The organism is Chitinophaga barathri (assembly GCF_003807585.1).
Classification (GTDB): Bacteria; Bacteroidota; Bacteroidia; order Chitinophagales; family Chitinophagaceae; genus Chitinophaga; species Chitinophaga barathri.
Map to the genome: position 1 here is coordinate 89,453 of NZ_RMBX01000003.1, position 25,187 is coordinate 114,639.

At 52.9% G+C, this 25,187-nt stretch carries 28 protein-coding genes; 15 read left to right on the forward strand and 13 right to left on the reverse strand.

The window, feature by feature from the left end:
- From EG028_RS06150 to EG028_RS06180, 7 genes are all read right to left on the reverse strand, one after another.
- Positions 1-333, reverse strand: a complete 333-nt coding sequence (locus EG028_RS06150; protein WP_120515142.1) for an ArsR/SmtB family transcription factor — start codon at positions 331-333, stop codon at positions 1-3.
- Positions 334-405: 72 nt separating this feature from the next.
- A complete protein-coding gene (locus tag EG028_RS06155) occupies positions 406-2,664 on the reverse strand; it encodes an ATP-binding cassette domain-containing protein (protein ID WP_120514703.1) in 2,259 nt (752 codons plus the stop codon).
- A 62-nt stretch (positions 2,665-2,726) separates the two neighbouring features.
- Positions 2,727-2,960, reverse strand: coding sequence for a hypothetical protein (locus EG028_RS06160; protein ID WP_120514704.1), 234 nt, complete (start codon positions 2,958-2,960; stop codon positions 2,727-2,729).
- A gap of 25 nt (positions 2,961-2,985) precedes the next feature.
- Positions 2,986-3,789, reverse strand: coding sequence for an outer membrane beta-barrel protein (locus EG028_RS06165; RefSeq protein ID WP_162946228.1), 804 nt, complete (start codon positions 3,787-3,789; stop codon positions 2,986-2,988).
- Between the two features lie 10 nt (positions 3,790-3,799).
- Positions 3,800-4,855 carry a PCMD domain-containing protein gene (locus tag EG028_RS06170; RefSeq protein ID WP_120514706.1) on the reverse strand — a complete coding sequence of 352 codons (1,056 nt, stop codon included), beginning with the start codon at positions 4,853-4,855 and terminating at the stop codon, positions 3,800-3,802.
- 132 nt (positions 4,856-4,987) lie between these two features.
- A complete protein-coding gene (locus EG028_RS06175; RefSeq protein ID WP_120514707.1) occupies positions 4,988-5,182 on the reverse strand; it encodes a YwbE family protein in 195 nt (64 codons plus the stop codon).
- Between the two features lie 42 nt (positions 5,183-5,224).
- Positions 5,225-5,608 (reverse strand): DUF779 domain-containing protein, encoded by a 384-nt coding sequence (locus EG028_RS06180; RefSeq protein ID WP_120514708.1) that lies wholly within the window; start codon positions 5,606-5,608, stop codon positions 5,225-5,227.
- 234 nt (positions 5,609-5,842) lie between these two features.
- Here EG028_RS06180 and EG028_RS06185 point away from each other — a divergent pair, with 234 nt between their 5' ends.
- Together EG028_RS06185 and EG028_RS06190 are read left to right on the forward strand one after the other, a co-directional pair.
- A complete protein-coding gene (locus EG028_RS06185) occupies positions 5,843-6,796 on the forward strand; it encodes an AraC family transcriptional regulator (RefSeq protein ID WP_120514709.1) in 954 nt (317 codons plus the stop codon).
- 103 nt (positions 6,797-6,899) lie between these two features.
- The gene (locus tag EG028_RS06190; RefSeq protein ID WP_120514710.1) at positions 6,900-7,115 is read left to right on the forward strand and encodes a hypothetical protein; all 216 of its coding nucleotides are present in this window, start codon (positions 6,900-6,902) and stop codon (positions 7,113-7,115) included.
- A 59-nt stretch (positions 7,116-7,174) separates the two neighbouring features.
- Here EG028_RS06190 and EG028_RS06195 read toward each other — a convergent pair whose 3' ends face one another.
- The 4 genes from EG028_RS06195 to EG028_RS06205 form a co-directional block, all read right to left on the reverse strand.
- Entirely contained in the window at positions 7,175-7,393 is a 219-nt protein-coding gene (locus EG028_RS06195) for a hypothetical protein (RefSeq protein WP_120514711.1), read from the reverse strand.
- A 54-nt stretch (positions 7,394-7,447) separates the two neighbouring features.
- Positions 7,448-7,594 (reverse strand): hypothetical protein, encoded by a 147-nt coding sequence (locus EG028_RS27640; RefSeq protein WP_162946229.1) that lies wholly within the window; start codon positions 7,592-7,594, stop codon positions 7,448-7,450.
- Positions 7,595-7,797: 203 nt separating this feature from the next.
- The gene (locus tag EG028_RS06200; RefSeq protein WP_120514712.1) at positions 7,798-8,463 is read right to left on the reverse strand and encodes a hypothetical protein; all 666 of its coding nucleotides are present in this window, start codon (positions 8,461-8,463) and stop codon (positions 7,798-7,800) included.
- Between the two features lies 1 nt (position 8,464).
- Positions 8,465-8,929: a LexA family protein gene (locus EG028_RS06205; RefSeq protein ID WP_162946230.1), complete on the reverse strand. Its 465-nt coding sequence runs from the start codon at positions 8,927-8,929 to the stop codon at positions 8,465-8,467.
- 159 nt (positions 8,930-9,088) lie between these two features.
- Between EG028_RS06205 and EG028_RS06210 the strand changes: the two genes are divergently transcribed.
- The 6 genes from EG028_RS06210 (at position 9,089) to EG028_RS06235 (ending at position 15,409) form a co-directional block, all read left to right on the forward strand.
- Positions 9,089-9,355, forward strand: coding sequence for a hypothetical protein (locus EG028_RS06210; protein WP_120514714.1), 267 nt, complete (start codon positions 9,089-9,091; stop codon positions 9,353-9,355).
- 52 nt (positions 9,356-9,407) lie between these two features.
- Positions 9,408-10,448: a glutamate 5-kinase gene (gene proB / locus EG028_RS06215; protein WP_120514715.1), complete on the forward strand. Its 1,041-nt coding sequence runs from the start codon at positions 9,408-9,410 to the stop codon at positions 10,446-10,448.
- Between the two features lie 12 nt (positions 10,449-10,460).
- Complete coding sequence (locus EG028_RS06220; RefSeq protein WP_120514716.1) at positions 10,461-11,708, forward strand: glutamate-5-semialdehyde dehydrogenase; 1,248 nt, start codon at positions 10,461-10,463, stop codon at positions 11,706-11,708.
- Between the two features lie 973 nt (positions 11,709-12,681).
- Positions 12,682-12,984 (forward strand): hypothetical protein, encoded by a 303-nt coding sequence (locus EG028_RS06225; RefSeq protein ID WP_120514718.1) that lies wholly within the window; start codon positions 12,682-12,684, stop codon positions 12,982-12,984.
- A gap of 178 nt (positions 12,985-13,162) precedes the next feature.
- Positions 13,163-13,831 carry a hypothetical protein gene (locus EG028_RS06230; protein ID WP_120514719.1) on the forward strand — a complete coding sequence of 223 codons (669 nt, stop codon included), beginning with the start codon at positions 13,163-13,165 and terminating at the stop codon, positions 13,829-13,831.
- Positions 13,832-13,942: 111 nt separating this feature from the next.
- Complete coding sequence (locus tag EG028_RS06235) at positions 13,943-15,409, forward strand: capsule assembly Wzi family protein (RefSeq protein WP_120514720.1); 1,467 nt, start codon at positions 13,943-13,945, stop codon at positions 15,407-15,409.
- Positions 15,410-15,502: 93 nt separating this feature from the next.
- Here EG028_RS06235 and EG028_RS06240 read toward each other — a convergent pair whose 3' ends face one another.
- Positions 15,503-15,868 carry a response regulator gene (locus EG028_RS06240; RefSeq protein WP_120514721.1) on the reverse strand — a complete coding sequence of 122 codons (366 nt, stop codon included), beginning with the start codon at positions 15,866-15,868 and terminating at the stop codon, positions 15,503-15,505.
- The gene (locus EG028_RS06245) at positions 15,865-16,881 is read right to left on the reverse strand and encodes a sensor histidine kinase (RefSeq protein WP_120514722.1); all 1,017 of its coding nucleotides are present in this window, start codon (positions 16,879-16,881) and stop codon (positions 15,865-15,867) included. Before EG028_RS06245 ends, EG028_RS06240 begins: the two co-directional genes overlap by 4 nt.
- A 342-nt stretch (positions 16,882-17,223) precedes the next feature.
- Here EG028_RS06245 and EG028_RS06250 point away from each other — a divergent pair, with 342 nt between their 5' ends.
- The 7 genes from EG028_RS06250 (at position 17,224) to gmd (ending at position 25,186) form a co-directional block, all read left to right on the forward strand.
- Positions 17,224-17,856, forward strand: a complete 633-nt coding sequence (locus EG028_RS06250) for a response regulator (protein ID WP_120514723.1) — start codon at positions 17,224-17,226, stop codon at positions 17,854-17,856.
- A 132-nt stretch (positions 17,857-17,988) separates the two neighbouring features.
- The gene (locus tag EG028_RS06255) at positions 17,989-18,819 is read left to right on the forward strand and encodes a polysaccharide biosynthesis/export family protein (protein ID WP_120514724.1); all 831 of its coding nucleotides are present in this window, start codon (positions 17,989-17,991) and stop codon (positions 18,817-18,819) included.
- 10 nt (positions 18,820-18,829) lie between these two features.
- Complete coding sequence (locus EG028_RS06260) at positions 18,830-21,205, forward strand: GumC family protein (protein ID WP_120514725.1); 2,376 nt, start codon at positions 18,830-18,832, stop codon at positions 21,203-21,205.
- Positions 21,206-21,544: 339 nt separating this feature from the next.
- Positions 21,545-22,054 (forward strand): UpxY family transcription antiterminator, encoded by a 510-nt coding sequence (locus EG028_RS06265; protein WP_120514726.1) that lies wholly within the window; start codon positions 21,545-21,547, stop codon positions 22,052-22,054.
- Positions 22,055-22,081: 27 nt separating this feature from the next.
- The gene (locus EG028_RS06270) at positions 22,082-23,101 is read left to right on the forward strand and encodes a mannose-1-phosphate guanylyltransferase (RefSeq protein WP_120514727.1); all 1,020 of its coding nucleotides are present in this window, start codon (positions 22,082-22,084) and stop codon (positions 23,099-23,101) included.
- 18 nt (positions 23,102-23,119) lie between these two features.
- Positions 23,120-24,067, forward strand: coding sequence for a GDP-L-fucose synthase (fcl, locus tag EG028_RS06275; RefSeq protein ID WP_120514728.1), 948 nt, complete (start codon positions 23,120-23,122; stop codon positions 24,065-24,067).
- Between the two features lie 21 nt (positions 24,068-24,088).
- A complete protein-coding gene (gene gmd, locus EG028_RS06280) occupies positions 24,089-25,186 on the forward strand; it encodes a GDP-mannose 4,6-dehydratase (protein ID WP_120514729.1) in 1,098 nt (365 codons plus the stop codon).
- Position 25,187 lies beyond the last annotated feature (1 nt).

A 25,187-nucleotide genomic window follows, 5' to 3' on the forward strand; every position in this document is an offset into this window, starting at 1 on the left:
TCACTTTTTCTTTTTACGCGGAGCCTGCTCTTCCTTTTCGAGGAAAGCGCCCAGCGCATCCAGTTTTTTGTTCCAGAAGGCGCGGTACTGGTCCGTCCATTCGGATACCTGTTTCAGCGTTTTCAGCTCCGCATGGCAGAAGCGTTCCCTCCCCTGCTGCCTGATCACGACCAGCCCGCATTCCGTGAGTATACGGATGTGTTTGGATACGGCCGGGCGGCTGATGTCAAAGTTCTCAGCCACGGCATTAAGATTCATCGGCTGTGCTGCCAGCAGGTGAATGATCTCCCGCCTCGTGGGGTCCGCGATGGCCTGGAATACGTCCCTTCTCATGATAACATGGGTCATTAAGTAACCCTTCGGTTACAAATGTAATAGAAACCTTTCGGTTACACAAATATATTTCTACTGTTCTTCCATGGCCAGGAACCTACCTGTCAGTGAATGATCCGCCTTCAGCAGTTCCGCCGGCGTGCCCTGGAAAATGACCTGCCCGCCTTTATGCCCCGCTTCCGGCCCCATATCTATCACCCAGTCCGCATTCCGCACCACATCCAGGTTGTGTTCTATCACGATCACCGTATTGCCGGTGTCTACCAGTCGGTTGATCATTTTCAGCAGGTGTTCTATATCCGACATATGCAGGCCGGTGGTAGGCTCGTCCATCACATATACGCTGCCTTTTTTGTGCAGTTCCCCCGCCAGCTTCAGGCGCTGGCATTCACCGCCGGAAAGCGTGCTGAGCGGCTGCCCCAGCGTGAGATATTCCAGGCCCACATCATGCAGCGCCTGCAAAGTGTTCCGCAGTTCTTTTTTGGTAAAGAACGACAGTGCTTCGGCAATGGTCATCATGAGCACATTGCTGATGGTTTTGCCATTGTAGGTGTATTGCAGCACGTCGTCATGAAAGCGCCTGCCTTCGCATTTTTCACAGACGGTTTTGATGCCTTCCATAAAAGCGAGATCGGTGTAGATGACGCCCTGCCCGTTACAGTTCTCGCAGGCCCCTTCGGAGTTGAAACTGAATAGCGATGCGCTTACATTGTTTGCGGCGCTGAACAGTTTCCGGATGGCATCCATCATACCGGAATAAGTGGCGGGGTTCGAACGGGAATTGGCGCCTACGGCGCTCTGGTCTATCATCACCACATCGGGATATTGCCTGGGAAGCAGTTTATTGATCAGTGTGCTTTTGCCGGAGCCCGCCACGCCTGTTACCGCCGTGAGCACACCGGTGGGGATATTCACCGTAAGGTTTTTCACATTATGCAGCGAAGCCGGCCCGATGGTGATATGCCCTGACGGTTTCCTGAATGCCGTTTTCACGGGCAGCTGGTATTTCATAAACCGGCCGGTAAGTGTGGGAGCCTGCAACAGTCCCTCAAAATCGCCTTCGTACATGATCGTGCCGCCATGCGCGCCCGCTTTGGGGCCTACGTCCACGATATGGTCCGCGATGCGGATCACCGAGGGATCATGCTCTACTACTATCACGGTATTGCCTTTGTCGCGCAGCAGGCGCAGCAGGTTGTTCAGCCGGTGCACGTCCCGCGGGTGCAGGCCGATGCTGGGCTCGTCGAAGATATACATCATGTCCACCAGGCTGCTGCTGAGATGGCGGACCATTTTCACACGCTGGCTTTCCCCGCCGGATAAGGTGGCCGTTTCCCGGTCCAGGCTTACGTAATCCAGCCCGATGTCTATCAGGTGCTGCAGGCGCTCCAGCAGGCCGGCCGCCACGGGCATACCCACCGGGTCGTCTATCGTGCGCAGCAGCTCCGCCAGCTCATCTACCTGCATGGAAGCCATTTCGGCAATGTTGTAATCCAGTACTTTCGAGGAAAGCGAGGCCTGGTTCAGCCTTGCGCCTTTACAGGCGGGGCATATCACGTCTGTAATAAAAGGCTGTACACGTTTGGCGGTTATATCCGCCATAGTGCCTTCTTTTTTGATGTAGAGCCGGTCGAACTTCACGGCCAGCCCTTCATAACTCATATTCAGCGGCCCCGAGGCTGTATCCAGTTCCATTTTTTCAGGAAGCGCGTACACCAGCCTGTCCCATTCTTCGGGGCTGTAGTCTTCCAGCTTTTTGTCCACGTCAAAAAATCCCGAGAAGGCATAACTTTTCCAGTACCAGGTGCCTACGGCAAATACGGGAAACAGGATGGCGCCTTCGTTCAGCGATTTCGAGCGGTCCAGGAACTTGTCGAGATCGAGCCCGAGTTTGCGGCCTACGCCCTGGCATTCGGGGCACATGCCGGTGGGATCGTTGAAGGAAAAGACGTTGGAAGCGGTGCCTATTCTGGGCTCTCCGTAGCGGGAGAACAGCAGGCGGAGCAGCGGGCTGATGTCTGTAATAGTACCCAGTGTGGAGCGGGAATTGCCGCCGATCCGTTTCTGATCCACCACAATGGCGGTGGACAGGCCGGTAATGGCGTCCGCGTCCGGCTGGCCGTAATGGGGCAGGAAGTTGCGGATAAAAGCAGTAAAGGTTTCGTGAAGTTGCCGTTTGGCTTCGGTGGCGATGGTTTCGAAAACGATGGAAGATTTCCCGGAGCCGGATACGCCGGTGAAAATAGTGATCTTCCGCTTGGGAATGCGCAGGGAAACATTCTTAAGGTTGTTTTCCCTGGCACCCTCAATGGTGATAAATTCTAAAGGCATATGTGAGTGGATTATCCCGCAAAGATGCCCCCATTCCGGAAAGGCCGGTGGTGCGAAACGGATTATTTTCCGTTCTCAACGGAGCCCATCACGGCCTGCTCAATGGCAATGCCGATTTCCTTTGTTTCGGGCGTTTCGTTGTCGGACCCTTCTTCGAACCAATGAGCGGCTCCTTCGTTATCTTCTCTCCGCAAAAGGTAGAGCGTTTTCCCCGGCAGTGTCACCACGTAAAGGTCTTCCTCCTCCCTGTACACGGGAACGTTCATATTGCTGTATGTGATCTGGAATGTGTTCATAATAATCGTCCTGCAATTGTTGTGCCTAGATGCGGTAGCTGACACCCAATGTCAGGTAAATATTATACATCGGAAAGTCCATGCCTTTGAAATCATCCGGGAACACCGGCCTGAGCCCCCAGTTGAGCGCGCCGAGGATGCTGAGGTGTTTTCCCACGCGCCTTTCGGCACTGCCTTGCAGCCCTGCGTCAAAACGGCGGATTTCGTTGCCAAAGTCGAACGTGGCTTCGTCTATGATCACTTTTTCACCCAGCGGCCCGCCATTCCGGATGTACCCGTCGGACACATTGCCATAGAAGTTTGAGCTGAACAGCCAGGCAGCATAACCACCGAGATTAAACCGCCATTTATTGTTCGGCGTGTACACTGCGCTTAACGGAAAGGTAACATAGGCATTGCGCACGGTTGTTTCATTTTTCCCGGAAAAGGTACCTTCAAACTCTCCTTTGTTCGCCCCATCATTCACCGTGATCATAGTGGGAAAATAGATCACTTCGTCTTTTGTGTACATCCCCTTGTAATCCATTTTCACGGCCAGCGCGGCGCCCCATTTGGGGGTATGCCGGTAAGACAATTCATATCCCAGCACCGGGCAGAATTCAGGCCGGTAGCTCTCTATTTTCCGGATAGTGTTCGGCAAGCCCACCGGCGCCGTGCCGCCGATGTTCAACCCCGCTATGATGCGGTGCTCCAGCTTATGCGTCTGCGCCTGCGAGGTAAACGCGGCTGAGAGGAAAAACAACGTGATGACATACCGGATGTGACAGGTATGCCGCATTCCCCTGAAAGAGGCGCCTGATAAATTCATGGATATATTCCTGGTGCTCATGTTCTTCATTTTACTGTGTGATTTCTAAACTGTCCAGCACCAGCCTGCTACCGATCGCGCCGCGGTACGTATCCCCGTCTTTGCTGGAAGATGCCACAATGGCCATCATCATATCCCCACGCGGGATCTTCCCCGGCAGGAAAGTGAACGGGATATCAAATCGTGTGAAGTTGCCCCGTCCGGAACCATCGGGCAATTTGGCAGTGGCAATGATGCGGTCCGATGTATGGATGTTCGTCGCATCCAGCCTGGTGGTGCCGGAATACAATACCGCATAAATGGCGCAGGAGTCATGCATGCCGGGAATGATATTACCGGCTTTGTCCTGGTAACTGGCGCCAGGCGCATATTTGTACCAGCCGGTGAAGCTGCGGGGCCGCCCCTGGTAAGGCTGCCCGAACTGTGTAGCTTTCAGCGGCTCCAGGAATGCGCTCTGGGAATCGAAGTTGCCGAGGAACAGCGAGCCTGCGAACAATTTGATGCCCACGAGATTTGAAAGCGCCGTGCCGGGCATCGTAAGCAGCTCTGCCGCGTATGTGCCTTCGTATTTATCGGTAGTTGCGCGCAGCGGGTAACCTTCCGGGTTCTTCGGCACGCCGGACAAGGCTACGCCCGGGTTCCCGGAGGACCATACCAGGTTACCATCATTCTCTACCAGGTACTGGTATTTATCTTTATCATTGATCTCCCATTTCTCAAATGCCCATTTCCATTCACCGATCGCGACTACTTCCACCAGGTAAGTTTTTTTGTTCTCACCGCTGGCGGACGTTACCGTGTATTCGGGCACGTTACCATTGTCAAAAAAGATGGAATCGCCCGAAGCCGGCGTCACGCTTGCACCCGCGGACAGTGTGAGCACGGGGGCTACGCCCTTGTCAAATGCATCGGGTTTGAGGTACAGCATTACTTTACGGTTCACCTGGTCTATGAACACATCGCTGGTGAGCTGGGATCTGTCTATGGTAAAAGTTTCGATGTCGGCTTCCGGGTTGAGCGGCGCATCTTTGATGCATCCATACAGGCAGCAGATGGCAATAGTGGAGAGCAGGATTTTTCTAAGCATGACGTGTCAGATTATCAGCGAGTTATATTCTTACAACAGGCTAAGGGCGGAAATGTTTTATATTAATAGAAAAGCCGCCAGCATCCTGACGGCTTTCCGGTCACAGAACAATGAAAGAGAATTAATTTCCGTTTAACCGATAATTTCGGCTACCCTGCCCACCTGCCCGTCTTCCAGCCTCACTTTGATGCCGCGGGAATGATAGGCCGCGGAGGTGAGCAGATCCTTTACAATTCCATACGTCTTTTTGCCGCTACGCTGGTCCTTTTTCAGGATAATGCCCACTTCCAGGCCAGGGTAAATATCTTTACGGTATTGTCCGTCCATTTTGTTCCTTTTTTGCTGAAGGGCGCAATGTACGCAAAATCCTCAGCCCCAGCTTTCCCTGTAACCAAACAGGTAGCTGAACATCCTTACATTCACCGCACTTTCCGATGGCAGCAGTTCCGTGCTCACACGGAAAATCGCTTCTTCCAGCGAAGCCCCCGTGGCGCCTTTCGCGGCGCGGAGAATATAAAGGGAACGGCCGTGATGGTTATCTTCTCCGGGGCTGACGTAACAGGGGCAGCCCTCCACTTCTCCAAGATACACCTCGTCCCCTGGCGGAAACCTGTTGTTGTCCGGAACACACTGCGGGGTAAAACCTACCTCACTATTGCCGTGAATCTGAAATGTAAGGGGTCCATAACGTGCAGACAGTTGCCGGATCAAATCTATAGCGCGCTTTTCTGCTACGATTCGGGATTCTATCATACATTTGATTTACCGGGCAGCAGCTATCACCCCACTGCCCGGATCGTTAACACTTAATTAATCCGAGCGCCTGGTTCCTCATAGGTTTATCACATCGTCGAACATCTTCTTATGCTAAATTCACCAGATTTATATTAACAACTATAAACATTCGTACTTTTTTATAGCACAATTGTACCTGACTTCGTGCCAAAGACAATAGAAATACCTTAATTTGTAATATGTAATCCACTTATGGCCCGTAAAAGTTTCCTGGAACCGATTGAGCTCACGCCTCCGAAGCACCTGCGCACGCTGGTAGAGAACCGTCGCGTATTTAACCTGAACAACTGTGAGCTGAATGTATTTGAATGTTATGAACAGTCCTTTAAAGTGCCGCTTACATTCAATGATTTCCTCATTACAAGTATGGTGCGCGGCAGAAAAGTGATGCATATGCCCGGCAGCCCCGCATTTGATTACCTGCCCGGCGAAACCGTCGTGTTCCCCGCAAACCAGCCCATGGAAATAGACTTCCCCGATGCGAACATGGACAGTCCCACCCAGTGCATCGCCCTGGCCGTGGACGGTCTGTATGTACGGGAAACGGTGAATTATCTCAACAACTTTTACCAGAACCCGGACGAGCACAGCACCTGGAGGCTTCAGTTCAACACTTATCACTTCGAGAACGACGACGAGATATCCAGCCTGATCAACAAACTCATCCGCATCTGCAGCAGCGGGGATACCACCAAGAACATCTTTGCGGACCTCAATCTGAAAGAACTGCTCATCCGTCTCATGCAGAGCCAGCACCTTCAGCAGGTGATCTCAGAGGCCCGCACCAGCAACAACCACAGCCGACAGCATTTTGTGCTGAATTATATCCGCGAGCACCTCACGGAGAAAATAGCCGTGGATACATTAAGCAAACAAGCCTACCTCAGCCGGAACATCTTCTTCAAATGGTTCCGCGAACAATTCGGCATCACCCCGCTGGAATACATCAACCGCGAGCGGGTGAACCTTGCCAAACAACTGCTGAGCCAGACCGGCCACAGCGTGAGCCGCGTGAGCGATATGTGCGGGTTTGCGGATGTGAACTACTTCATCAGGGTGTTCAAAAAAACTGAAGGCATCACGCCCCGCACCTACCAGATCATCAGTTCGGACCACAACCGCATCATTAAAGGCATCACCGGGTAATACCTGTTTTTCCTGTTTGTATACGAAACGGGAGCATTCTCCCCAATTATCCGCAAAACAGCGGTGGCATATTAATTGTCGCTGATAGGGTAAACTTACGCATATGAAAACACTGGGCATTATCCTGATCGTGATCGGTATCATCATGGTATTGATCAGGGGTTTCTCTGTTACGACCGAAAAAGAAGTGCTGGACGTGGGGCCTGTGGAGATCAACAAAAAGGAAAACAAATGGATAGGCTGGCCAACCTATGCGGGAGGTATTATTGCGGTGGTAGGCGTAGTGCTGCTGATATCAGGAAAAAAACAGAACGGATAAACGAAAAGAGGCTGAACGGAATGTTCAGCCTCTTTTAAACTATGTTCAGGCATACATGCCTATTGTTTCTTTTTCTTTAGGAATAAAAAGACCTGCACGCCTATCGCCAGCATGAACCCCGGAAGCAGGAACCAGTCGATACCGGAAAACCGGTGGCCGTTATCGAAAAGATATACCAGGTAGATGATCGCCCCTAAATTTACGAATGTAAAGATCCCCGGCTTCCCCGATTCACCCGGTTTGGGCTCCCTGTATATGATATCCGTGAGTGTTTTCATGTTGAATGCGATTTAGTAAGGCGGACTGCTTACCTAATATACTACAATTTCCGTTTACAGCGACAGCGTAGCCGTGGGTATACCGTCGCTGCTCACCGCCGCCACGTTTTTCCCTTTCTTCAGGTCCACCCTGATGATGGCCCGGCCGTTGTACAGCTGCACATAACGGGAGCCGGAAGAGGTGCCGAGATTGTCGATCAACCTGCCGTCAGTTTCAAGGTCTGGCCTGGCGGCGGTGCCTGTATTTTCTGCTATTCAAGGGCCGCAATGTACCCGAAGCATATCAAAAGCATATCAAGAGCACACCAAAAGCATATCAAAAGCATACTTACCCCCACCCGCTGCCATTTTGATCCTCTTATTAAGCAAAAATGGCAGCCTCTTCCCGGTCTGCGCCCCCTTTCTCATCCCCGCTCCTCCAGGTAACCTTTCAGCCATTTCCCGGCCTTTATCCGCTCTTCCTCGGTAGCTGTGCCGGACAGCAGCGTCAGCCCCCAATTGCGCCCCGCATAGGTGAATAAAGGGCTCTTTTCGTCCACCCGCCACGCCGCCACCTGCCCCGTGCGGAACAGTATCCGGCAGTCCCAGGTGAAATAATAAGGCTGGTCCGATGGCGGCGTGATGGTGGTCTCGTATCTTTTATAGTGCGAAATAGCATGGTCCTTCACCAGCCTGCGGCTGACGTCCGCCTCGGGGATCACATGCCGTTGCCGCACCCTGGCCTGCGGCGGCTGAAACAGGTGCTCCTGGAACAGGTCGAACCAAAGCCGCTGCACCTGGTGGATATATTGTACAAACCCCGCTTTGGGAATGCCCTCAAACTGCACCAGCCATCGGTTCAGCGTAGCCGGCCGCAGGTACAGCCGTACGCCCTGCCAGTCCTTGTAACTCACGCCCGTATTCACATACCGGCTGAACCCCAGCTTCCAGAGCCGCTGCGGGTCTATCGGGATAGGCTCCAGCCGGGGAAGCAACGGCAGCAGGTCGCCGAAATGCTCCTCCCGTATCTGCATCACTTTTTTGTCGCGGTAAAACAAACCGCCCAGTGCGATTTCTTCCAGCTGTATCATATCAGTAACGTTTACGCATTTCGCGCCGGTCTATCACCACCTGCGCTACTACGCCCCATACATAAAAATTATCCCCCTCCTTTACGAGAATAGGGTCATACATCGCGTTTTCAGGATAAAGCATCCAGCCGGCGGTGGCCTTCACCAGGGTCTTTACCGTAAACTCCCCGTTCAGCACGGCTACCACAATGTCGTTCGGCATCGGTTTGAGGGAACGGTCCACCACGAGGTAACTCTTATCCGGCACATGGGCGTCCGTCATGGAATTACCGTCCACCCGCACGACAAACACAGAGGGTTTGTCCATCCCCAGGAGGTATACAAGATCAATGTCTTCTTCGATATAGTCCTGCGCGGGCGACGGGAAGCCCGCTTTTACAGGGGTGGAAATGTAGGGCAGGGTCTTTTCTCCGGTCTCACGAATGGCATAAAACGTAAGGCCATTCTGTTGGTTAACAGCTTTCATTTTACTAATATTTTTAGCAAATCTAACCCTCGCCTTCAGCATAAATGTTGGGTACTAACCCAGCAGCTCCAAAAGTCTTAAAGGAATGTTAATCTATTGCAGTTTCTCACACGAAAGTGTTACCTTTTCGGCTCTTCTTTACGTGAAAAACCAAAAATCATGGCTTCCAGACTTGTGTATTTTACGCCAAAAGGGCCCCTGTGCTTTATTGACTATCTGACCGTCCGGGACGGCCTTGCTGTACTGGAACAGATCAGGAAAACCGTGCGCGGCTCCCGCCTGCCAAGGCTTTATGAGTTCAGGCTGTTTGAAAAGATCAAAAACGGGCTGGTGCGGATAGATGCGCTAGTGTTGCCGAAATTTGACAGCAAAAGCGTTTCCATTTTCCTTGACAGCCTCGAAGGCAGGTCCCTCCAACTCTCCTAGCATATACTTCCCGCTTGCAGAAGCGGTTTGGTTTGAATATTTTTATGGCTGCATGAAACATTCGACCAAACCCATCCTCGTTATAAAATTCGGAACGGCATCTATTACACGTGACAACGGCGAGCTGAACGAAAATGTGATCGCGGAGATCGCACAGCAGGTATCCGCGGTGCATGAGCAATACAACATCGTACTCGTATCCTCCGGCGCCGTAGCCGCCGGCAAACGTTACCTGAAAGATTACAGCGGCACCATCAGCGAACGCAAAGCCGCGGCCGCCATCGGCAACCCGATACTTCTCAACCGTTATTCCCATTACTTCTCAGCATACGGCATCCCCATCGCGCAAAGCCTCTGCGAAAGGCGGCACTTTTCCAGCCGCAACCAGTTCCTGCAACTCAAAAAAACATATGAAGAACTCTGGGAAAGCGGCATCATCCCCATTGCAAATGAAAACGATGTGGTGAGCGACCTGGAACTGAAGTTTTCGGACAACGACGAGCTGGCCACGCTCATCGCCGTGGGTTTTGGCGCCACACAGCTGCTGTTCAGCACTTCCGTGGGCGGCGTGCTGGACAAAGAAGGCAAAATAGTGCCGGAGATACCGGTGATAGATGAAAACGCGCTGGGCCTGGCGGACACCAAAAAGTCATCGCTCGGCCTTGGCGGCATGGTATCCAAACTCACTTTTACACGCCTGGCCACCCGCATGGGCATCGAAGTGGTGATCTTCGGCATCAGCACACCGGACGGTATTGCGCTGGCCACAGCCGGCAAAACCGGCACCCGCTGCCTGCCCCAGCCCTGCAGCATGCCCGCCCGCAAAAAGTGGCTGGCCAGCGGCAGCCTCGTTACCGGCAGGCTGCTGGTGGACGAAGGCGCGCACAAAGCCCTGGAGAAACGGCACAGCCTGCTGGCCGTAGGCGTAAAACAGGTGCTGGAGAAATTTGAATGCGGCGAAGTATTCGAAATTGTAACGGAGAATGAACAGGTGATAGCCGTGGCAAGAGCAAAAGTCTCTTCGGACGCGCTGGGCGGTGGCCGCACCCAAAACCTGGAAGTGGCGCATGCGGACGATATCGTTTTACTCTAAAACAAAGACATTATGAATTCCATCATACCCCTGCTTGAAAAAGCACAGCTGGCCACCCGCTCCGTAAAAGCGCTGGAAGATACCCGCAAACAGGAGCTGCTGCGCACGCTGGGCCGGCGCCTTCTGACCAGTACAGACGAGATCATCCGCGAGAACAAAAAAGACCTGGACCGCATGGCGGATACAGATTCCAAAAAAGACCGCCTGCTGCTCAACGCCGCGCGTATACAGTCGCTGGCGGACAGCCTGGAAGATATCGCCCGCCTCCCGGACCCGGCAAACCAGGTATTATCTGAAAAAACATTGGAGAACGGCCTGCTGGTGCGCAAACAATCCGTGCCCCTGGGCGTGGTGGGCGTCATTTACGAATCCCGCCCCAATGTGACCGTGGACGTTGCCGCGCTGTGCATCCGCTCCGGAAACGCCTGTGTACTCCGCGGCGGCACCGATGCATTTGATACCAACATGATACTCGTGTCGCTCATCCGCGATACCCTGAAGGAATTTGGCGTGGCGGAAGACGCCGTGGTACTGCTTCCCGCGGACCGCGCGCTGATCACCGAAATGCTCACCGCCGTAAAATACATCGACATCATCATCCCCAGGGGCTCACAGCAGCTGATAGACCATGTACGCGAACATTCCCGTGTACCCGTGATCGAAACGGGCGCCGGCGTATGCCACACCTACGTGGAAAGCAGCGCGGACCTCGATAAAGCCGTGCGTATCGTGACCAATGCGAAGGTATCCCGCCCGAGCGTGTGCAACGCGCTGGATACGGTGATCGTGGACAAAGCCGTGGCTGAAAAGTTCCTCACGCAGCTCTCCCCTTCCCTTTCCGCGTACAACGTGGAAGTGTTTGCGGACGAGCTGGCCTATCCCATCCTGCAGGCAGCCGGATACCCGCAGCTGCAACACGCACAGCCGGAAGATTTCGGGCGCGAGTTCCTGGATTTTAAATGTTCCGTAAAAGTGGTGAACAATGCGGAAGAAGCCCTGGATCACATCCTTGAATTTTCTTCCAGACACTCCGAAGCGATCATCAGCCAGAACGAAACCATCAGCGGCCGTTTCCTCCGTGAAGTAGACGCAGCGGCCGTGTATGTGAATGCATCCACGCGGTTCACAGACGGCGGCGTGTTTGGCCTGGGCGCGGAGATCGGCATCTCCACGCAGAAGCTGCACGCACGCGGGCCCTTTGCGCTGGAGAAACTGGTGACGGAGAAATGGGTCGTATACGGGGACGGGCAGGTGAGGTAAACGATCCTCAAAAAGTACAATTTATAAGGCGGTGTTTTGCTTTTCAGCGAATACCGCTTTTTTTATTCATTTCTAATTGTCATACTGGTTCCGGGCCTTATCACAAATCAGCACATCATATTGTTTATCAAACAATTACAAAGATCCATCCCATAACCTGGCATCTTCCCTCCTTTGGTCATTTTTCGCCAATTGTCCGACCATCCTCCGACCGTGTTCGGTCGTGGCAAGGGTTTGAGGTACTTTCATCGGAGGATGGGCGGAGGTTCGTCGGAGGATGGTCGGAGGATGGGTGGAGAAAAGTACAATGCTGAACTTATGGACATTTTGTTGTTCCGGGTTTTGTACCATCCGGGATATCCGCGTTTCTTCCGGAAAAAAGGAGATGCCGTAAAAGGATGATACCGGCAGACACAACCCACTAAAATTTCTCTGGAATCCGGATTGCTTCGTGCTGATCCTCCACATTAGTGCCCCAGGCTGGCGCAAAAGCCGTCATTGAGGAGCAGCAGCGCTAAAGTGGGTGGGGCGACGAAGCAATCTCCTGCGCCGAAGGGATGTACTCCAGGATATGGAGATTGCTTCGTCGCAGCTCCTGCACAGATCCCCCGCGGCTCCTCGCAACGACGGCCTTTTCACAACGACGCCCCGAACAAGGCCAGTTCTGTGTTTGATTTTTCCCATTACTAAAGCCATTCCGCTAAAGTGCATAGTTTTAACTAACGGCCGGGGCCAATAAAAAAGGGTGTATCCGTAGATACACCCTTTGACGCGTCTGCGTCTAAAACAGTTTTCTTGTATGGAGCAACCCGGTTAGGCGATACCAACCGAAGGTTTCCACGAATATCCTGTAGATTGCATGAATACCTCCTTTTTATTTGATGAAGATTAAATTTACCCCCTTATGCCGGAAATAAAATGTTAAAATTAAACGGCTGTAATTACTACCGCAACAATTGAATATTTTTGCCCGATGGATATTTATTTCGACGAAGAACAGCTCTCCGTAAAATACGATGAGGACATTGACAATACCCTGCTATGGGATGATGTGACGCGGATCGCCGCGTACAAAGTATACGCTTATCCCGGTGAGGTCACCTTCCTGGTGTTTGACACCATCGGCGGCGAAACCATCGAAGCTTCCGATGAAATGAGCGGCTGGCTGGAACTGCTGGGCGGGCTTCCGAATATATTCGGGCTGGCGCAGGACTGGCTGGACCAGGTGATAGACGCCGAAGCCGGCGGAGACGATGTAGTATTGTACCAGAAGTAATGTAATGCGGAGCCCCTGATACCTGAGCGTGATTGTTTGCACTATACCTGTAAAACCCAAAATAAAAAAGTTCATGTTATCCTTGTCCCGATCCCTGTGCAGATATGTTTCTGCCCTTACCATACTTACGATCGCCAGTAATGCCTTTTCACAACAAAAACCACCGAGAACCCGCCATATGATCGAGGTCAGCGCCTATGGCCGGCACGATCAGTATTACCAGGGTTATTACACCCTCTACGGCATCGAACGTCCTTATCAATACACCGTGCGTGGCGTGGGCACCGGCATGAGCCTCAGCTACAGGTACCCGGTGATCCGCAATGTCTACCTGAAACTGGGCGGAGGCTTTTTCAAACAGAACTTCAACAAACTGCAAACCATCCCCCCGGACGGCCGGGCACAAAACACGATGGATTACCTGTACCCGGAGCTGCTGGCACCCGTGCAGGCGAGGGAATACCGGACGGATTCATACACCGCCACCATCGGCCTGGAATATGCCTATCCCGCCACGCCGGGCCTCCTGCTGGTGGCGGGCGTGGACTTCAGCAATTATTTCGGGCGGGAAAGCGTGGTGCAGCTGGAACCGGACCGCCGCCTCCCGGAGATCCCCGGCAATCAGCTGAAAAGAGACGTTAGCGGCCTTACCGGCCAGTCGTTTTACCTGCACGCCGGCATCCTGAAGATGCTCGGGCCGGTGGGCGTAGGCCCTTACATCATGCTGCCGGTAATAGATAAATGGGCCATGACGGACCCGAACCTGGCGGGAGACGGCCCGGGGAAACGCCGGTCGAAGGCGCTGGAAGGCATCGGGCTGGGCTTCAGGGTGGCGGTTGCCTTCTGATCTTCGCGCCTTATCCCCCTTTTCAGTAACAAATCCGGGCTTCATGCCCGCATAAGTACTCGTTTAAGTATCCCCGGGCCGTTGCATTCCAGCTAATTTGCAGGGTAACTTATGCGACTTGTCAAAACCATATTCTTTATAGGCCTTTCCATGCCCGTATTTGCCCAACAGAGCCCTGAAAACCCTTTCAGCGGCCCTCCGCGCTTTACGGACTCCCTGCAGGTACAGGCCGGCGTCACGGGCACCGTGGCATCGAAAGACTACCAACCGCTCTGGCTCACCGCCAAACGGTTCGGCACCATCAGCGACCGCAAATCCGATCTGTCTTCGCACATCATGCTGCGCAACAGCCATGCGCTGGACGCTAATGGTGACTTTTATCTCCGTTACGGGTTTAACCTTTACAACAACAATCATTTTTCCGAAACCTTTTTCGAGGAAGGATATGTAAAGGCGGGATACCGCAACTGGGAGCTGCGCGCGGGCCGGTACGAGGAGATCAGCGGAGAAGCGGACCCGGACCTGTCTTCCGGCGCCTGGGGCATCAGCGGCAATGCGCTGCCGATACCCAAAGTGAGCATCGCGCTGAAAGACTACGTGAATGTGCCCTTCACCAACGGCTGGCTGCAGGTCAAGGGCCAGTTCAGCCACGGCTGGATGGGCGACCAGCAATATATCAAAGGATCGTATCTGCATGAAAAGATGCTGTACCTGCGTATCGGGAAAGAACGCCTGCGCGTATACGGCGGCATCCAGCATTATGCGCTCTGGGGCGGCAACCGCTTTGACCTGCCGCCGATCAAGAGCAGTTTTTCCAATTACTGGGATGTGCTCATCGGCAAAGTGTCCGACGACGGCACGGTGATCAATACCGAGATAGCGCCCAACCGCCCCGGCGACCACCGCGGCGTGCTGGAAGGCGGCATCCAGTGGGAAACGGACAATATCAAACTGCTGCTGTACAACCAAAGTATGTTTGAAACCGGCCAGAACATCGATCTTAAAAACACGGACCGCCTGCTGGGCCTCAGTTACGTGAACAAAAAAGAGGAGCCTTTCCTGGAAAAGGCCACCATCGAGTTCATCAACACCAAAAAGATGAACGACTGGCTGCCTTTGCGGGTGCGGGAAAGTTATTATAACAACGGCGTGTACCTCACCGGCTGGGAATACCGCGGCAATATCATTGGCACCCCGCTGTTCATCAACCGGAACCGTGGCAGCAAATATTTTGACAACGTGGAGCCTTTCGACTGGAATGCGCCGAAGGATTCCATCGTCAAAAAGGGTTGGAACATCATCAACAACCGGGTGACCGGCCTGCACCTGGGCGCGAAATACAATATCGCGAACGTGCTGAAAGCCCGTACCCTGGTCACTTTCACGCGCAATTTCGGGAACTACCATACAGAGCCCATTACAACGGCCATGACACAATGGTATACGCTGCAGGAGATCATCTGGCCCACGCCGGTAAAGGGAATAACAGTGAATGCCGGGCTTGCCTTTGACTGGGGAGACTTTGGCGGCAATACCGGCGGTATGTTGGGCATACAATGGGACCTGAACGGATTGTAAGATCAGTTTTACGATCCTGGCGTGCAGATTCCGGAGAAAGAAAGGTTTGGTCATGTAAACACGCCGCGCCTTACTTTACGGAATCTGAACGGGCTATAAGATCAGTTTGATGATCTTGGCGTGCAGGTTCCGGAAAAGAAAAGGTTTGGTCACATAACCCGCCGCGCCCTTTTTCATGGCGAGGTTGATCTCGTCGATGGCCGTTTTGGCCGTGAGCATCAATACGGGGATGTGGCGCAGCTGGCTGTCTTTTTTGAAGATCTCCAGCAATTCGTAGCCGTTAATGACCGGCATAAAAATGTCGCTGATCACAAGATCGGGGCGGTGTTCCCTGGCATGGGCCACGCCCTCTTCGCCGTTGCTGGCAGTGAGTACATTAAATTCGTGCAGTTCCAGCAAGGTTTTCAGCGTGTCGGTTAAAGCGGGTTTGTCTTCAATCAATAGAATGGTTCTGTTCATGCATACCTGAATGTAAGTGAGAATTTCGTGCCTTTGTCCTTTTCGCTGGTAACCTTAATTTCCCCGTCGTTCATTTCTGTAAAGGTTTTGACAATAGCCAGTCCAAGACCCGTGCCATCTATACCGTCCACATTGCTGCCGCGGTAAAATGAGTTGAACAGGTGAGGAATGTCTTTTTGCGGGATGCCGATACCATTGTCCGACACGGAGATTACCAGTTTCTGGGCGTGATAGTGCAGTTTCACCTGCGGGTTTTCATGAGTGGAATACTTAAAGGCATTACTGATCAGGTTAGTCAGTATTTTGTAGAACTGGTCCTTGTCCACCGGTATTTTGCGCGGCTCTCCCACCACCTTCACTTCCAGCTTGCGTTCATCCTTCCTTTCGGAGAAATACTGGAACTTCAGATAGTCGATCACCTTCACCACATTTACCGGTGTCTTTTTTACTTCATAGTTGTTGGAAACGATTTTGCTGAGTGTGAGGATCTCGTCCAGCATGGTATTCAGGTTAAATACCTCGGTGGAGATCTTGGCGATGTTTTTCTGGTAAAACGCGTTCATCATATGGTCCATCTTAATGCGCGTCTCCAGGAGGTCCACAGCCGCTGCGATGGCTGTAAGCGGGGTCCTGAACTCATGTGAGGTCATGGAGATGAAGCTGGTCTTCATTTCCTGGAGGTTCTTCTCCTGCTCCAGGTTCTTCAGCTGCATACGGAGCTGTCGCTCGCCGTCGGAGGTTTTGCCGATGGCCAGTACATATTCTTTTTGTGCAATATTGATACGGCTGGAAGAGAAGTCTATACAGGTTGATTCCGTACCATTATCGGATACGAGCATAAATGTTTCGCTGAACGGCATGTCCAGTGTTTTGCCGGTAACGGAAAGGCCGAGTTTGTCGATCGCCGCTTTGTTTGCCTTCTCAATGATTCCTTCAGTTGGCTCAATGATCAGGACCGGTTCTTTAATCCCGTTGAGCAAATGGGTTACTTTTATATAGTGCTGTGGCTTCATGTCTTTCAATATAGGTTTTCATCAGCCTTCCGGATGTTGCCCTCCGGGGGCCAAGATATGGTAACTGCACACAGGTGTATGGATAAGCAAGATAGGAATTGCTTCCCGCACTTCAACAAGAATACCCCACTTTTATTGAAAGTGTGGAAAAATCCCGATACATAAATCTACAACTAATATGATTTTTATTTATTACTTACTTAAGTAAGTAATGTATAGTACTGTTGTTATTAGATGCTTGTTAATAATTTAATGCTGTTTTTAAATACATCGCAAGAAAATTGGAATTATATTTGATATAGAGACCCTGTTTAGACCATATCGCATAATGTTACCCGTAATATGATATCGATCGGAATTATTGAAGACAACCATTTCCAGCTTAACAACTACAAGGAATTCCTGGAGGATTTCCAGGAGTGCAAAGTCGTTTTTGCGTGCCGTTCCATGGAGGAGTTCAAAGCGCTGCCGTATAAAGACCCGGACGTAAAAGCTATATTACTGGACATTTCACTGCCCGGCGAATCAGGTATTTCAGGAATGGAAGAACTGAAGCGCATTTACCCGGAAGCCAAGATCATCGTGCTTTCCGGGCATGACGGCAAACAATATGTAATAGAGTCCATCATGAAAGGCGCCGCCGGTTATATCATCAAAACGAGCCGCCTGATGGAGATCTATCATTCCATTCTCGACGCCATCAACCAGGGCGGCACGCTTTCACCCAAAGCGGCGCATTTGCTGATAGACCATGTGAGTAAAGACCCGCTGGAATATGTAAAAGACAAACTCACCAAACGCGAATACGAACTGCTGCATCTTCTCAAAGAAGGGTACACTTACAAGGAAATGGCTGAAAAGCTCTTTGTGACTGTATTTACGGTGAACCAGCATCTCAAAAAAATTTACCAGAAACTCAATGTACAATCCAAGAGCGAGCTGATCTCCAAGATATGGAGCAACAGCCTGTATTGATCCACTACTTTAATGAGTAGTGCGATTCACCTGCATTGTTCTATTTATACTATAGTGAGTAGTTCTTAAAAAGCGCATCTGAATTAGTTTTGTAATGTGATCATATCACATGTTTTAACGAAACCCGATCAGATGACAGAGAGACCGAAACCATACTTTAGAAGAACGACCTTTTTATTCGCCCTGCTGGGCTGTTTGTTTGCCTCATGCGTCAGTACGAAAAAAGCCGCCTACTTCAATAACCTGAACGATACAACGTTCACGTCCGCCAAGGTGGACTTTGAACCGGTGATACAAAAGAACGACATCCTCCAGGTGAATGTAAGCGCGGCAAACCCGCAGGAGGCGATGATGTTCAACCTGCCGAACACGTATTCTCCGGGCGCCGCGCCGGCAGCCGCGGGCAACGTAACCGTACAGCCGGGCACCGGCAACCCTGTAGCGGGTTACCTGGTGAACCAGCAGGGCACTATCGAATTTCCGGTGCTGGGCACCATCAAAGCGGAAGGGCTCTCCAAGACCGCCCTTACGGATACTATCCGCGCACAGCTCGTGAACCGCAAGCTGCTGGTAGATCCTGTAGTAAGCATCCGTTTCCTGAACTACCGCGTAACCGTGCTCGGCGAAGTGGCCCGGCCCACCGTTGTGAATGTTTCCAGCGAGAAGATATCTATCCTTGAAGCGCTGGGCATGGCGGGCGATATTACCATTTACGGCAAAAAAGAAAACGTATTGCTGATCCGCGAACAGGACGGCGTAAGAACCACGCGCAGGCTCAATCTGAACGACGCCGGTACGCTGGGCTCCCCCTATTTTTACCTGAAACCTAATGATATCGTATATGTGGAACCTTCCAAATCCAAAGTAGCCACCACCAGCAAAGCAAACACAGTGATCCCGATCGTGCTCAGCGCGCTGAGCCTTGTCGTGATCCTGGTGGACAGGCTTGTAGTGAACAATTAACGCGAGAGACATGAACAACAACGTGCACATTACACGGCCGAACGGCCAGCAACCCGGCATACAGAAACGTATGCAGCCGCAGGAACAGGTGGACCTGCTGGCGCTCATCAGGTACCGTTACCTGTCGCACTGGCCCTTGTTCCTGATCGCGATCATTCTCGCCGTGGGCGCCGCTTTTGCTTACCTGCGTTATGCCACGCCCGTTTATAAGGTATCCGCCACGCTGCTGGTAAAAGAAGAATCCAAACAGCTGGGCGGCGAGCAAAACCTGCTCACTTCACTGGATCTTTTCGGCTCGGAAAAAAACATCGAGAACGAAATGCAGATCCTCAGCTCCCGCACCCTGGCGAACCAGGTGGCGCGCAACCTGCAGCTGTTCGGCGAAGTGTACCAGAAAGGACAACTGCGCGATATACTCGACTACGAATACGCACCGCTGGAATTTGTATTCCTCCAGCCCGAAAAAATAAAAGAAGGCATCCCGGAACAGGTGGACCTGCATTATGATTCAGCCCGCCGCACCGTATTGCTCGACCATACCGCCTACCCGATCTTTGACACGATAAACACCCGCTGGGGCAAAATGGTGATCAAACCGAAGCCCGGCATGCGCATGCCAAGAACGCCGGTGTATCTCCAGATCACCAGCGAAAAACAGATGACGCAGATCGTGCTGAAACGCCTGGCCGTAACGCCCGTTTCAAAAATGGCCACCGTGATCAAACTCGATTACAGTGATGTGAGCCCCGCCCGTGGCGAAGCCATCATCAACGAACTGGTGGGCGTGTACAACCATGCCGCCATTGAAGATAAGAACCGTGTAGCCGCCAGCACCATGAGTTTTGTGGAGGAACGCCTCCGCATCGTGACCCGGGAGCTGAACCAGGTGGAAAAAGAAGTGGAGCAGTTCAAATCCACCGCCGGCATCGTGGACATCGGCGAGCAAAGCAAACTTTTCCTTGCCAGCGTGCAGGAGAACGACGCCAAGATGAACGAGGCCAATATGCAGCTCTCCGTACTGGAGTCCATCGAAAAGTACGTAAGCGGCAGAGCCGAAGGCGAGAATGTAGTGCCCGCCACCCTGGGCCTTACAGACCCGGTGCTGCTGGAACTGATCGGCAGGCTGAACGAGGCGCAGATGGAACGCGAGAAACTGAAAAAGACCACCGCGGAAAACAGTCCCGTGCTCACCGCGCTGGACCGCCAGATAGCCAAGCTGAAGCCCGCTGTGCTCGAAAACATCCAAAGCCTGCGCTCCAACCTGGAAGTGGGCAAGGAAAAACTGGACAATGCGAACAGCCGCTTTATGGGCATGCTGCACAGCGTACCCGGTAAAGAAAGAGCCCTGCTGGAAGTAAGCCGCCAGCAGATCATCAAAAATAACATCTACACCTTCCTGCTGCAAAAGCGGGAGGAAACAGCGCTGGCCTATGCCGCCGCGATATCGGACAGCCGGATAGTGGATGCCGCACAGTCGGCCGCCCTGCCCTTCAGCCCGAAAAGAATGACCGTGCTGGCCCTCGCCATCGGCCTGGGCGTAGCTTTTGTAGCGGCCATGATCACTATCAAAGACCTGATGAACCGCGAGATAGAACAACGCGCGGATATAGAAAAGGTCACAGACGCGCCGATCGTGGCGGAGATCATGCACGACGACAACAAAGAGTCCGTGGTGATCGCCGATGGCAGGCGGAGCTTGGTAGCGGAGCAGTTCCGCTCGCTCAGGACCTCCCTCTCCTACCTTGGCGTGAACGGTGACAATAAAACGCTGCTGGTGACCTCGTCCATTTCAGGGGAAGGCAAAAGTTTTATCTCCATCAACCTGGCCATCAGTCTTTCGCTGATCCGCAAAAAGGTAGTGCTGCTGGAATTTGACCTGCGCAAACCGATGATCAGCAAAATGCTGGGCATTCCCAGGGAGCCGGGCATCACGAACTTCCTGGTAGGCAAAACGGCCTTGCCTGAAATGCTGCGGCCCGTGCCCGGAAACGACCACCTGTTCATCCTCCCGGCCGGCGTAATACCGCCGAACCCGACGGAGCTGATACTGAACGGGCGCCTGCAGGAGATGCTGACCACTTTAAAAACAATGTTCGATTATGTGATCATAGATACCGCCCCCGTGGGCATCGTGACGGACGCAAGGCTGCTGGCCCCGTTCACCGACGCGACGCTGTACGTGGTAAGGCAACAGGTAACGCCAAGGCTGCACCTGAAAATGATAGACGAGCTGTACCGCAACCGCGAAGCCGGCAAGCTGAACATCGTGTTCAACGGCGTGAAACCGCGCGGCGTGAATACCCATGGCTACGGTTATGGTTACGTGGAAGACCTGGACAAACAGCAGAAGAAAAAGAGGTTTATCAAAAGCATATTTAAGGTGTAACATATGATCTGGGCACCGGGAAATGTTTCGTTCATTTCCCGGCTTTTAAAAGGCCCAGGATCCGGACAAAGAGATGTGAAGAGAACCCGGGAATGCGAAACCATAAAAAGCTGAAGGAAAAAAACAAAGCAAAGGTGTGAGAAGAGAATGCAAATGGTGAAAACAGGCATACCTGCGCCCGGATATATTAAATGTGAAAAGAAATTATTGAAAAACCGAATAACACTGGCAGTCCATTATGTGACTGAGCTGGCGAAGCCATGCCAAACTAACCCGCCCGCCTTTAACGTTCCGCGCTATGAAAACCGATTGATTCGTTAACCAGTAAAAATTAACCGTATGCAACACGAAACAAACTCCTGGTATGCCGTTTACACCAGGCCGCGATGGGAAAAGAAAGTAGCCGCCAACCTTGAAAAAAGGCAGATTGAAAGTTACTGCCCGTTGAACCAGGTGGCCCGCCAATGGAGCGACCGGCGTAAAGTGGTGGAAGAGCCGCTCTTCTCCTCTTATGTTTTTGTGCGCGTGCCAGAAAGCAAAAAAAGCCTGGTGCGTGAAACGGAAGGGATCATCAACTTTGTGTACTGGCTGGGCAAACCCGCCCTTATCCCTGATCATGAAATAGAGCTGATCCAGCGTTTCCTCCGTCATTACAAGGACATTGCACTGGAAAAATTCCCGCTGCGGCACAACGCCCTCGTAGAGGTAACCGCCGGCCCGCTGATGAACCAGCGCGGGCGTATTATAGAACTGGGCAAGAACCGTGTAAAAGCGGTGCTGAGCAGCCTGGGGTATAATATGGTGGCGAGTATCGCGGCAGACGAAGTAATGATGGTACCAGCTATCTGACATTAACCCGAACCAATTCAACAAAGAATGCATCATATCCTGTTATGCGGCGGTGCGGGCACACGCCTGTGGCCCCTCTCGAACCGCCGTACGCCCAAACAGCTGCTACCCCTCTTCAATGGCCGGAGCCTGCTGCAAATCACCTGGCTCCGCAATACATTTGCCTGCACGGAAGTTACGGCCATCGTCAATGAAGAACAGTCCGCCGACATTATAACACAACTAACCGGCGCGGGCGCAAGCGGCCCGGCCATACTTGCGGAACCTGTCGGCCGTAACACCGCCGCGGCGATTGCCCTCGCGGCCTTCGTGGCGGACCCGGACGAAATACTACTCATCACCCCGGCCGATCATCTCATCGGTACGCCCGAACGGTACGAGGAAACCATCAAAGCGGCGTATACGCTCGCCGCGCAGAACAACCTCGTTACCATTGGCCTGCAGCCCGCTTACCCCGAGACGGGCTATGGCTACATCCAGTACAAGGGCAACGATGTAGTACGTTTTGTTGAAAAACCGGACGCGGCCAATGCCGAAAAGATGCTGCAAAGCGGCGATTACCTCTGGAACAGCGGCATCTTCTGCGCCCGTGCGGCCGTGATGCTCGAAGAACTGGAGCAATACGCCCCCGACATCTACGCCACCGCCGCTGTAGCCGCCAAAGAATGGCTGGACACCGGCCGCCTCTCCCTGGAAAACATGCAGGCCATCCCCTCCAACAGTATAGACTATGCGGTGATGGAAAAAAGCAGCCGCGTAAAAGTGGTGCCCAGCGATATGGACTGGAGCGACGTAGGCAGCTACGAAGCCCTCACCCAGGCGCTTGCCCAGCATTACCAGTACAGCAACGAGCAGGCCGTGTACATCAACAGCAACCCGGACACCAGCATGGTGATCGGTAAAGAAAAGCTGGTGGCCCTCGTAGGCGTGGAAAATGTAGTAGTGGTGGATACACCCGGCGCCATTCTCGTGATGCAGAAAGGGAAAGGACAGGATGTGAAACAGCTGCACCAGTGGGTTAAAGAAAACCGCCCCGAACTATTGTAAAAGCATAAAATCAAACGGATGCAACTAACCGATAAGATCTATATCGCCGGCCACCGTGGAATGGTAGGTGGCGCCATCAAAAAAAAGCTCATATCCCTCGGATACCAGAACCTGCTGCTGCGCACCTCCGGTGAGCTGGACCTCCGCAACCAGCAGGCCGTGAATGAGTTCTTCAGGACCGAAAAACCCGATTACGTATTCCTGGCCGCCGCCAAAGTGGGCGGCATCCATGCGAACAATACCTACCGCGCGGAATTCCTGTACGACAATCTCATGATCGCCGCCAACATCATTCACGCCGCGCACGAAAACAAAGTGACCAAACTGATGTTCCTCGGCAGCTCCTGCATCTATCCGCGTATGGCCACACAGCCCATCACGGAAGACAGCCTGCTCACCGGCCCGCTGGAAGCCACGAACGAACCGTATGCCATTGCCAAGATCACCGGCATCAAACTCTGTGAGTCTTACCGTCACCAGTACGGCAGCAACTTCATCAGCGTAATGCCCACGAACCTGTACGGTATCGGCGACAATTATCACCCGGAGAACTCACATGTGCTGCCCGCGCTCATCCGCCGCTTCCATGAAGCGCGCACCGCCCGCAAGCCGTCCGTGACCGTCTGGGGCACCGGCACTCCCCGTCGCGAATTCCTGTTTGCGGACGACCTGGCAGACGCCTGCGTGTACCTCATGCATCATTACGACGGCGCGGAAACCGTAAACGTAGGCACCGGCGAAGACCTCAGCATCCGTGAGCTGGCCGAAACCGTAAAAGCGGTAACGAACTACGAAGGGGACATCCTCTTTGACAGTTCCAAACCAGACGGCACGCCCCGCAAACTGCTGGACGTAAGCCGCCTGCACGGCCTCGGCTGGAAACACAGCGTGGACCTGCATACCGGCATCCACCTGGCTTACAGCGATTTTGTAAAAAAACAATTCTCCCTCATCAACGCGATATAAATAACTAAAACAGCATATTATATGAAAGTAGCTTTAATAACAGGTGTGAACGGGCAGGACGGTGCCTACCTGGCAGAACTGCTCCTCGAGAAAGGATACATGGTACACGGCATCAAACGCCGCGCTTCCCTCATCAATACCGAAAGGATCGATCACCTTTACCAGGACCCGCACAACCAGGACGTGCGTCTCCGCCTTCACTACGGCGATATGACGGACAGCACCAACCTCATCCGCATCATCCAGGAAACCCAGCCCGATGAGATCTACAATCTCGCCGCCATGAGCCATGTGCGTGTGAGTTTTGATACACCCGAATACACCGCGAACGCGGACGGCATCGGCACGCTCCGCATCCTGGAAGCGCTGCGCATCCTGAAAATGGAAAACAAATGCCGCGTTTACCAGGCCAGCACCTCCGAGCTGTACGGCCTGGTACAGGAAGTGCCCCAGAAAGAAACCACGCCTTTCTATCCCCGCAGCCCGTATGCGGTAGCCAAACTCTACGCCTACTGGATCACGGTGAACTACCGCGAAGCCTACGGCATGTACGCCTGCAACGGCATCCTCTTCAACCACGAAAGCCCGCTGCGCGGCGAAACCTTCGTGACGCGCAAGATCACCCGCGCGGCAGCAGCCATCGTGCTGGGCCTGCAGGATAAATTATACCTCGGCAACCTGGACGCACGCCGCGACTGGGGCCACGCCAAAGATTACGTAGAAGCCATGTGGCGCATCCTCCAGCAGGACCAGCCGGATGACTACGTGATCGCTACCGGCATCACCACTCCCGTGCGCGACTTCGTACGCATGGCGTTTGACGAGCTGGGCATCGAGCTGGAATTTACCGGCGAAGGCGTGAACGAAACCGCTGTAGTCACTGCCTGCCGCAACAAGGATTACATCCTGCCGATCGGTAAGGAAGTAGTGGCGGTGGATGCGAAATATTTCCGCCCCACGGAAGTGGACCTGCTCATTGGCGACCCGACGAAGTCCAAAACCAAACTGGGCTGGGAACCGAAATACGATCTCCAGGAACTGGTACGCGAAATGGTCGCTTCCGATGTGGAACTTTTCCGTAAAAAAGATATTGCACAATTTGAACACCTGATGGGTTAAT

Coding starts and splice junctions, on each gene's coding strand:
- EG028_RS06150 (WP_120515142.1), bottom strand. CDS start 333: ATGAGAAGGGACGTATTCCAGGCCATCGCGGACCCCACGAGGCGGGAG.
- EG028_RS06155 (WP_120514703.1), bottom strand. CDS start 2,664: ATGCCTTTAGAATTTATCACCATTGAGGGTGCCAGGGAAAACAACCTT.
- EG028_RS06160 (WP_120514704.1), bottom strand. CDS start 2,960: ATGAACACATTCCAGATCACATACAGCAATATGAACGTTCCCGTGTAC.
- EG028_RS06165 (WP_162946228.1), bottom strand. CDS start 3,789: ATGAGCACCAGGAATATATCCATGAATTTATCAGGCGCCTCTTTCAGG.
- EG028_RS06170 (WP_120514706.1), bottom strand. CDS start 4,855: ATGCTTAGAAAAATCCTGCTCTCCACTATTGCCATCTGCTGCCTGTAT.
- EG028_RS06175 (WP_120514707.1), bottom strand. CDS start 5,182: ATGGACGGACAATACCGTAAAGATATTTACCCTGGCCTGGAAGTGGGC.
- EG028_RS06180 (WP_120514708.1), bottom strand. CDS start 5,608: ATGATAGAATCCCGAATCGTAGCAGAAAAGCGCGCTATAGATTTGATC.
- EG028_RS06185 (WP_120514709.1), top strand. CDS start 5,843: ATGGCCCGTAAAAGTTTCCTGGAACCGATTGAGCTCACGCCTCCGAAG.
- EG028_RS06190 (WP_120514710.1), top strand. CDS start 6,900: ATGAAAACACTGGGCATTATCCTGATCGTGATCGGTATCATCATGGTA.
- EG028_RS06195 (WP_120514711.1), bottom strand. CDS start 7,393: ATGAAAACACTCACGGATATCATATACAGGGAGCCCAAACCGGGTGAA.
- EG028_RS06200 (WP_120514712.1), bottom strand. CDS start 8,463: ATGATACAGCTGGAAGAAATCGCACTGGGCGGTTTGTTTTACCGCGAC.
- EG028_RS06205 (WP_162946230.1), bottom strand. CDS start 8,929: ATGAAAGCTGTTAACCAACAGAATGGCCTTACGTTTTATGCCATTCGT.
- EG028_RS06210 (WP_120514714.1), top strand. CDS start 9,089: ATGGCTTCCAGACTTGTGTATTTTACGCCAAAAGGGCCCCTGTGCTTT.
- proB (WP_120514715.1), top strand. CDS start 9,408: ATGAAACATTCGACCAAACCCATCCTCGTTATAAAATTCGGAACGGCA.
- EG028_RS06220 (WP_120514716.1), top strand. CDS start 10,461: ATGAATTCCATCATACCCCTGCTTGAAAAAGCACAGCTGGCCACCCGC.
- EG028_RS06225 (WP_120514718.1), top strand. CDS start 12,682: ATGGATATTTATTTCGACGAAGAACAGCTCTCCGTAAAATACGATGAG.
- EG028_RS06230 (WP_120514719.1), top strand. CDS start 13,163: ATGATCGAGGTCAGCGCCTATGGCCGGCACGATCAGTATTACCAGGGT.
- EG028_RS06235 (WP_120514720.1), top strand. CDS start 13,943: ATGCGACTTGTCAAAACCATATTCTTTATAGGCCTTTCCATGCCCGTA.
- EG028_RS06240 (WP_120514721.1), bottom strand. CDS start 15,868: ATGAACAGAACCATTCTATTGATTGAAGACAAACCCGCTTTAACCGAC.
- EG028_RS06245 (WP_120514722.1), bottom strand. CDS start 16,881: ATGAAGCCACAGCACTATATAAAAGTAACCCATTTGCTCAACGGGATT.
- EG028_RS06250 (WP_120514723.1), top strand. CDS start 17,224: ATGATATCGATCGGAATTATTGAAGACAACCATTTCCAGCTTAACAAC.
- EG028_RS06255 (WP_120514724.1), top strand. CDS start 17,989: ATGACAGAGAGACCGAAACCATACTTTAGAAGAACGACCTTTTTATTC.
- EG028_RS06260 (WP_120514725.1), top strand. CDS start 18,830: ATGAACAACAACGTGCACATTACACGGCCGAACGGCCAGCAACCCGGC.
- EG028_RS06265 (WP_120514726.1), top strand. CDS start 21,545: ATGCAACACGAAACAAACTCCTGGTATGCCGTTTACACCAGGCCGCGA.
- EG028_RS06270 (WP_120514727.1), top strand. CDS start 22,082: ATGCATCATATCCTGTTATGCGGCGGTGCGGGCACACGCCTGTGGCCC.
- fcl (WP_120514728.1), top strand. CDS start 23,120: ATGCAACTAACCGATAAGATCTATATCGCCGGCCACCGTGGAATGGTA.
- gmd (WP_120514729.1), top strand. CDS start 24,089: ATGAAAGTAGCTTTAATAACAGGTGTGAACGGGCAGGACGGTGCCTAC.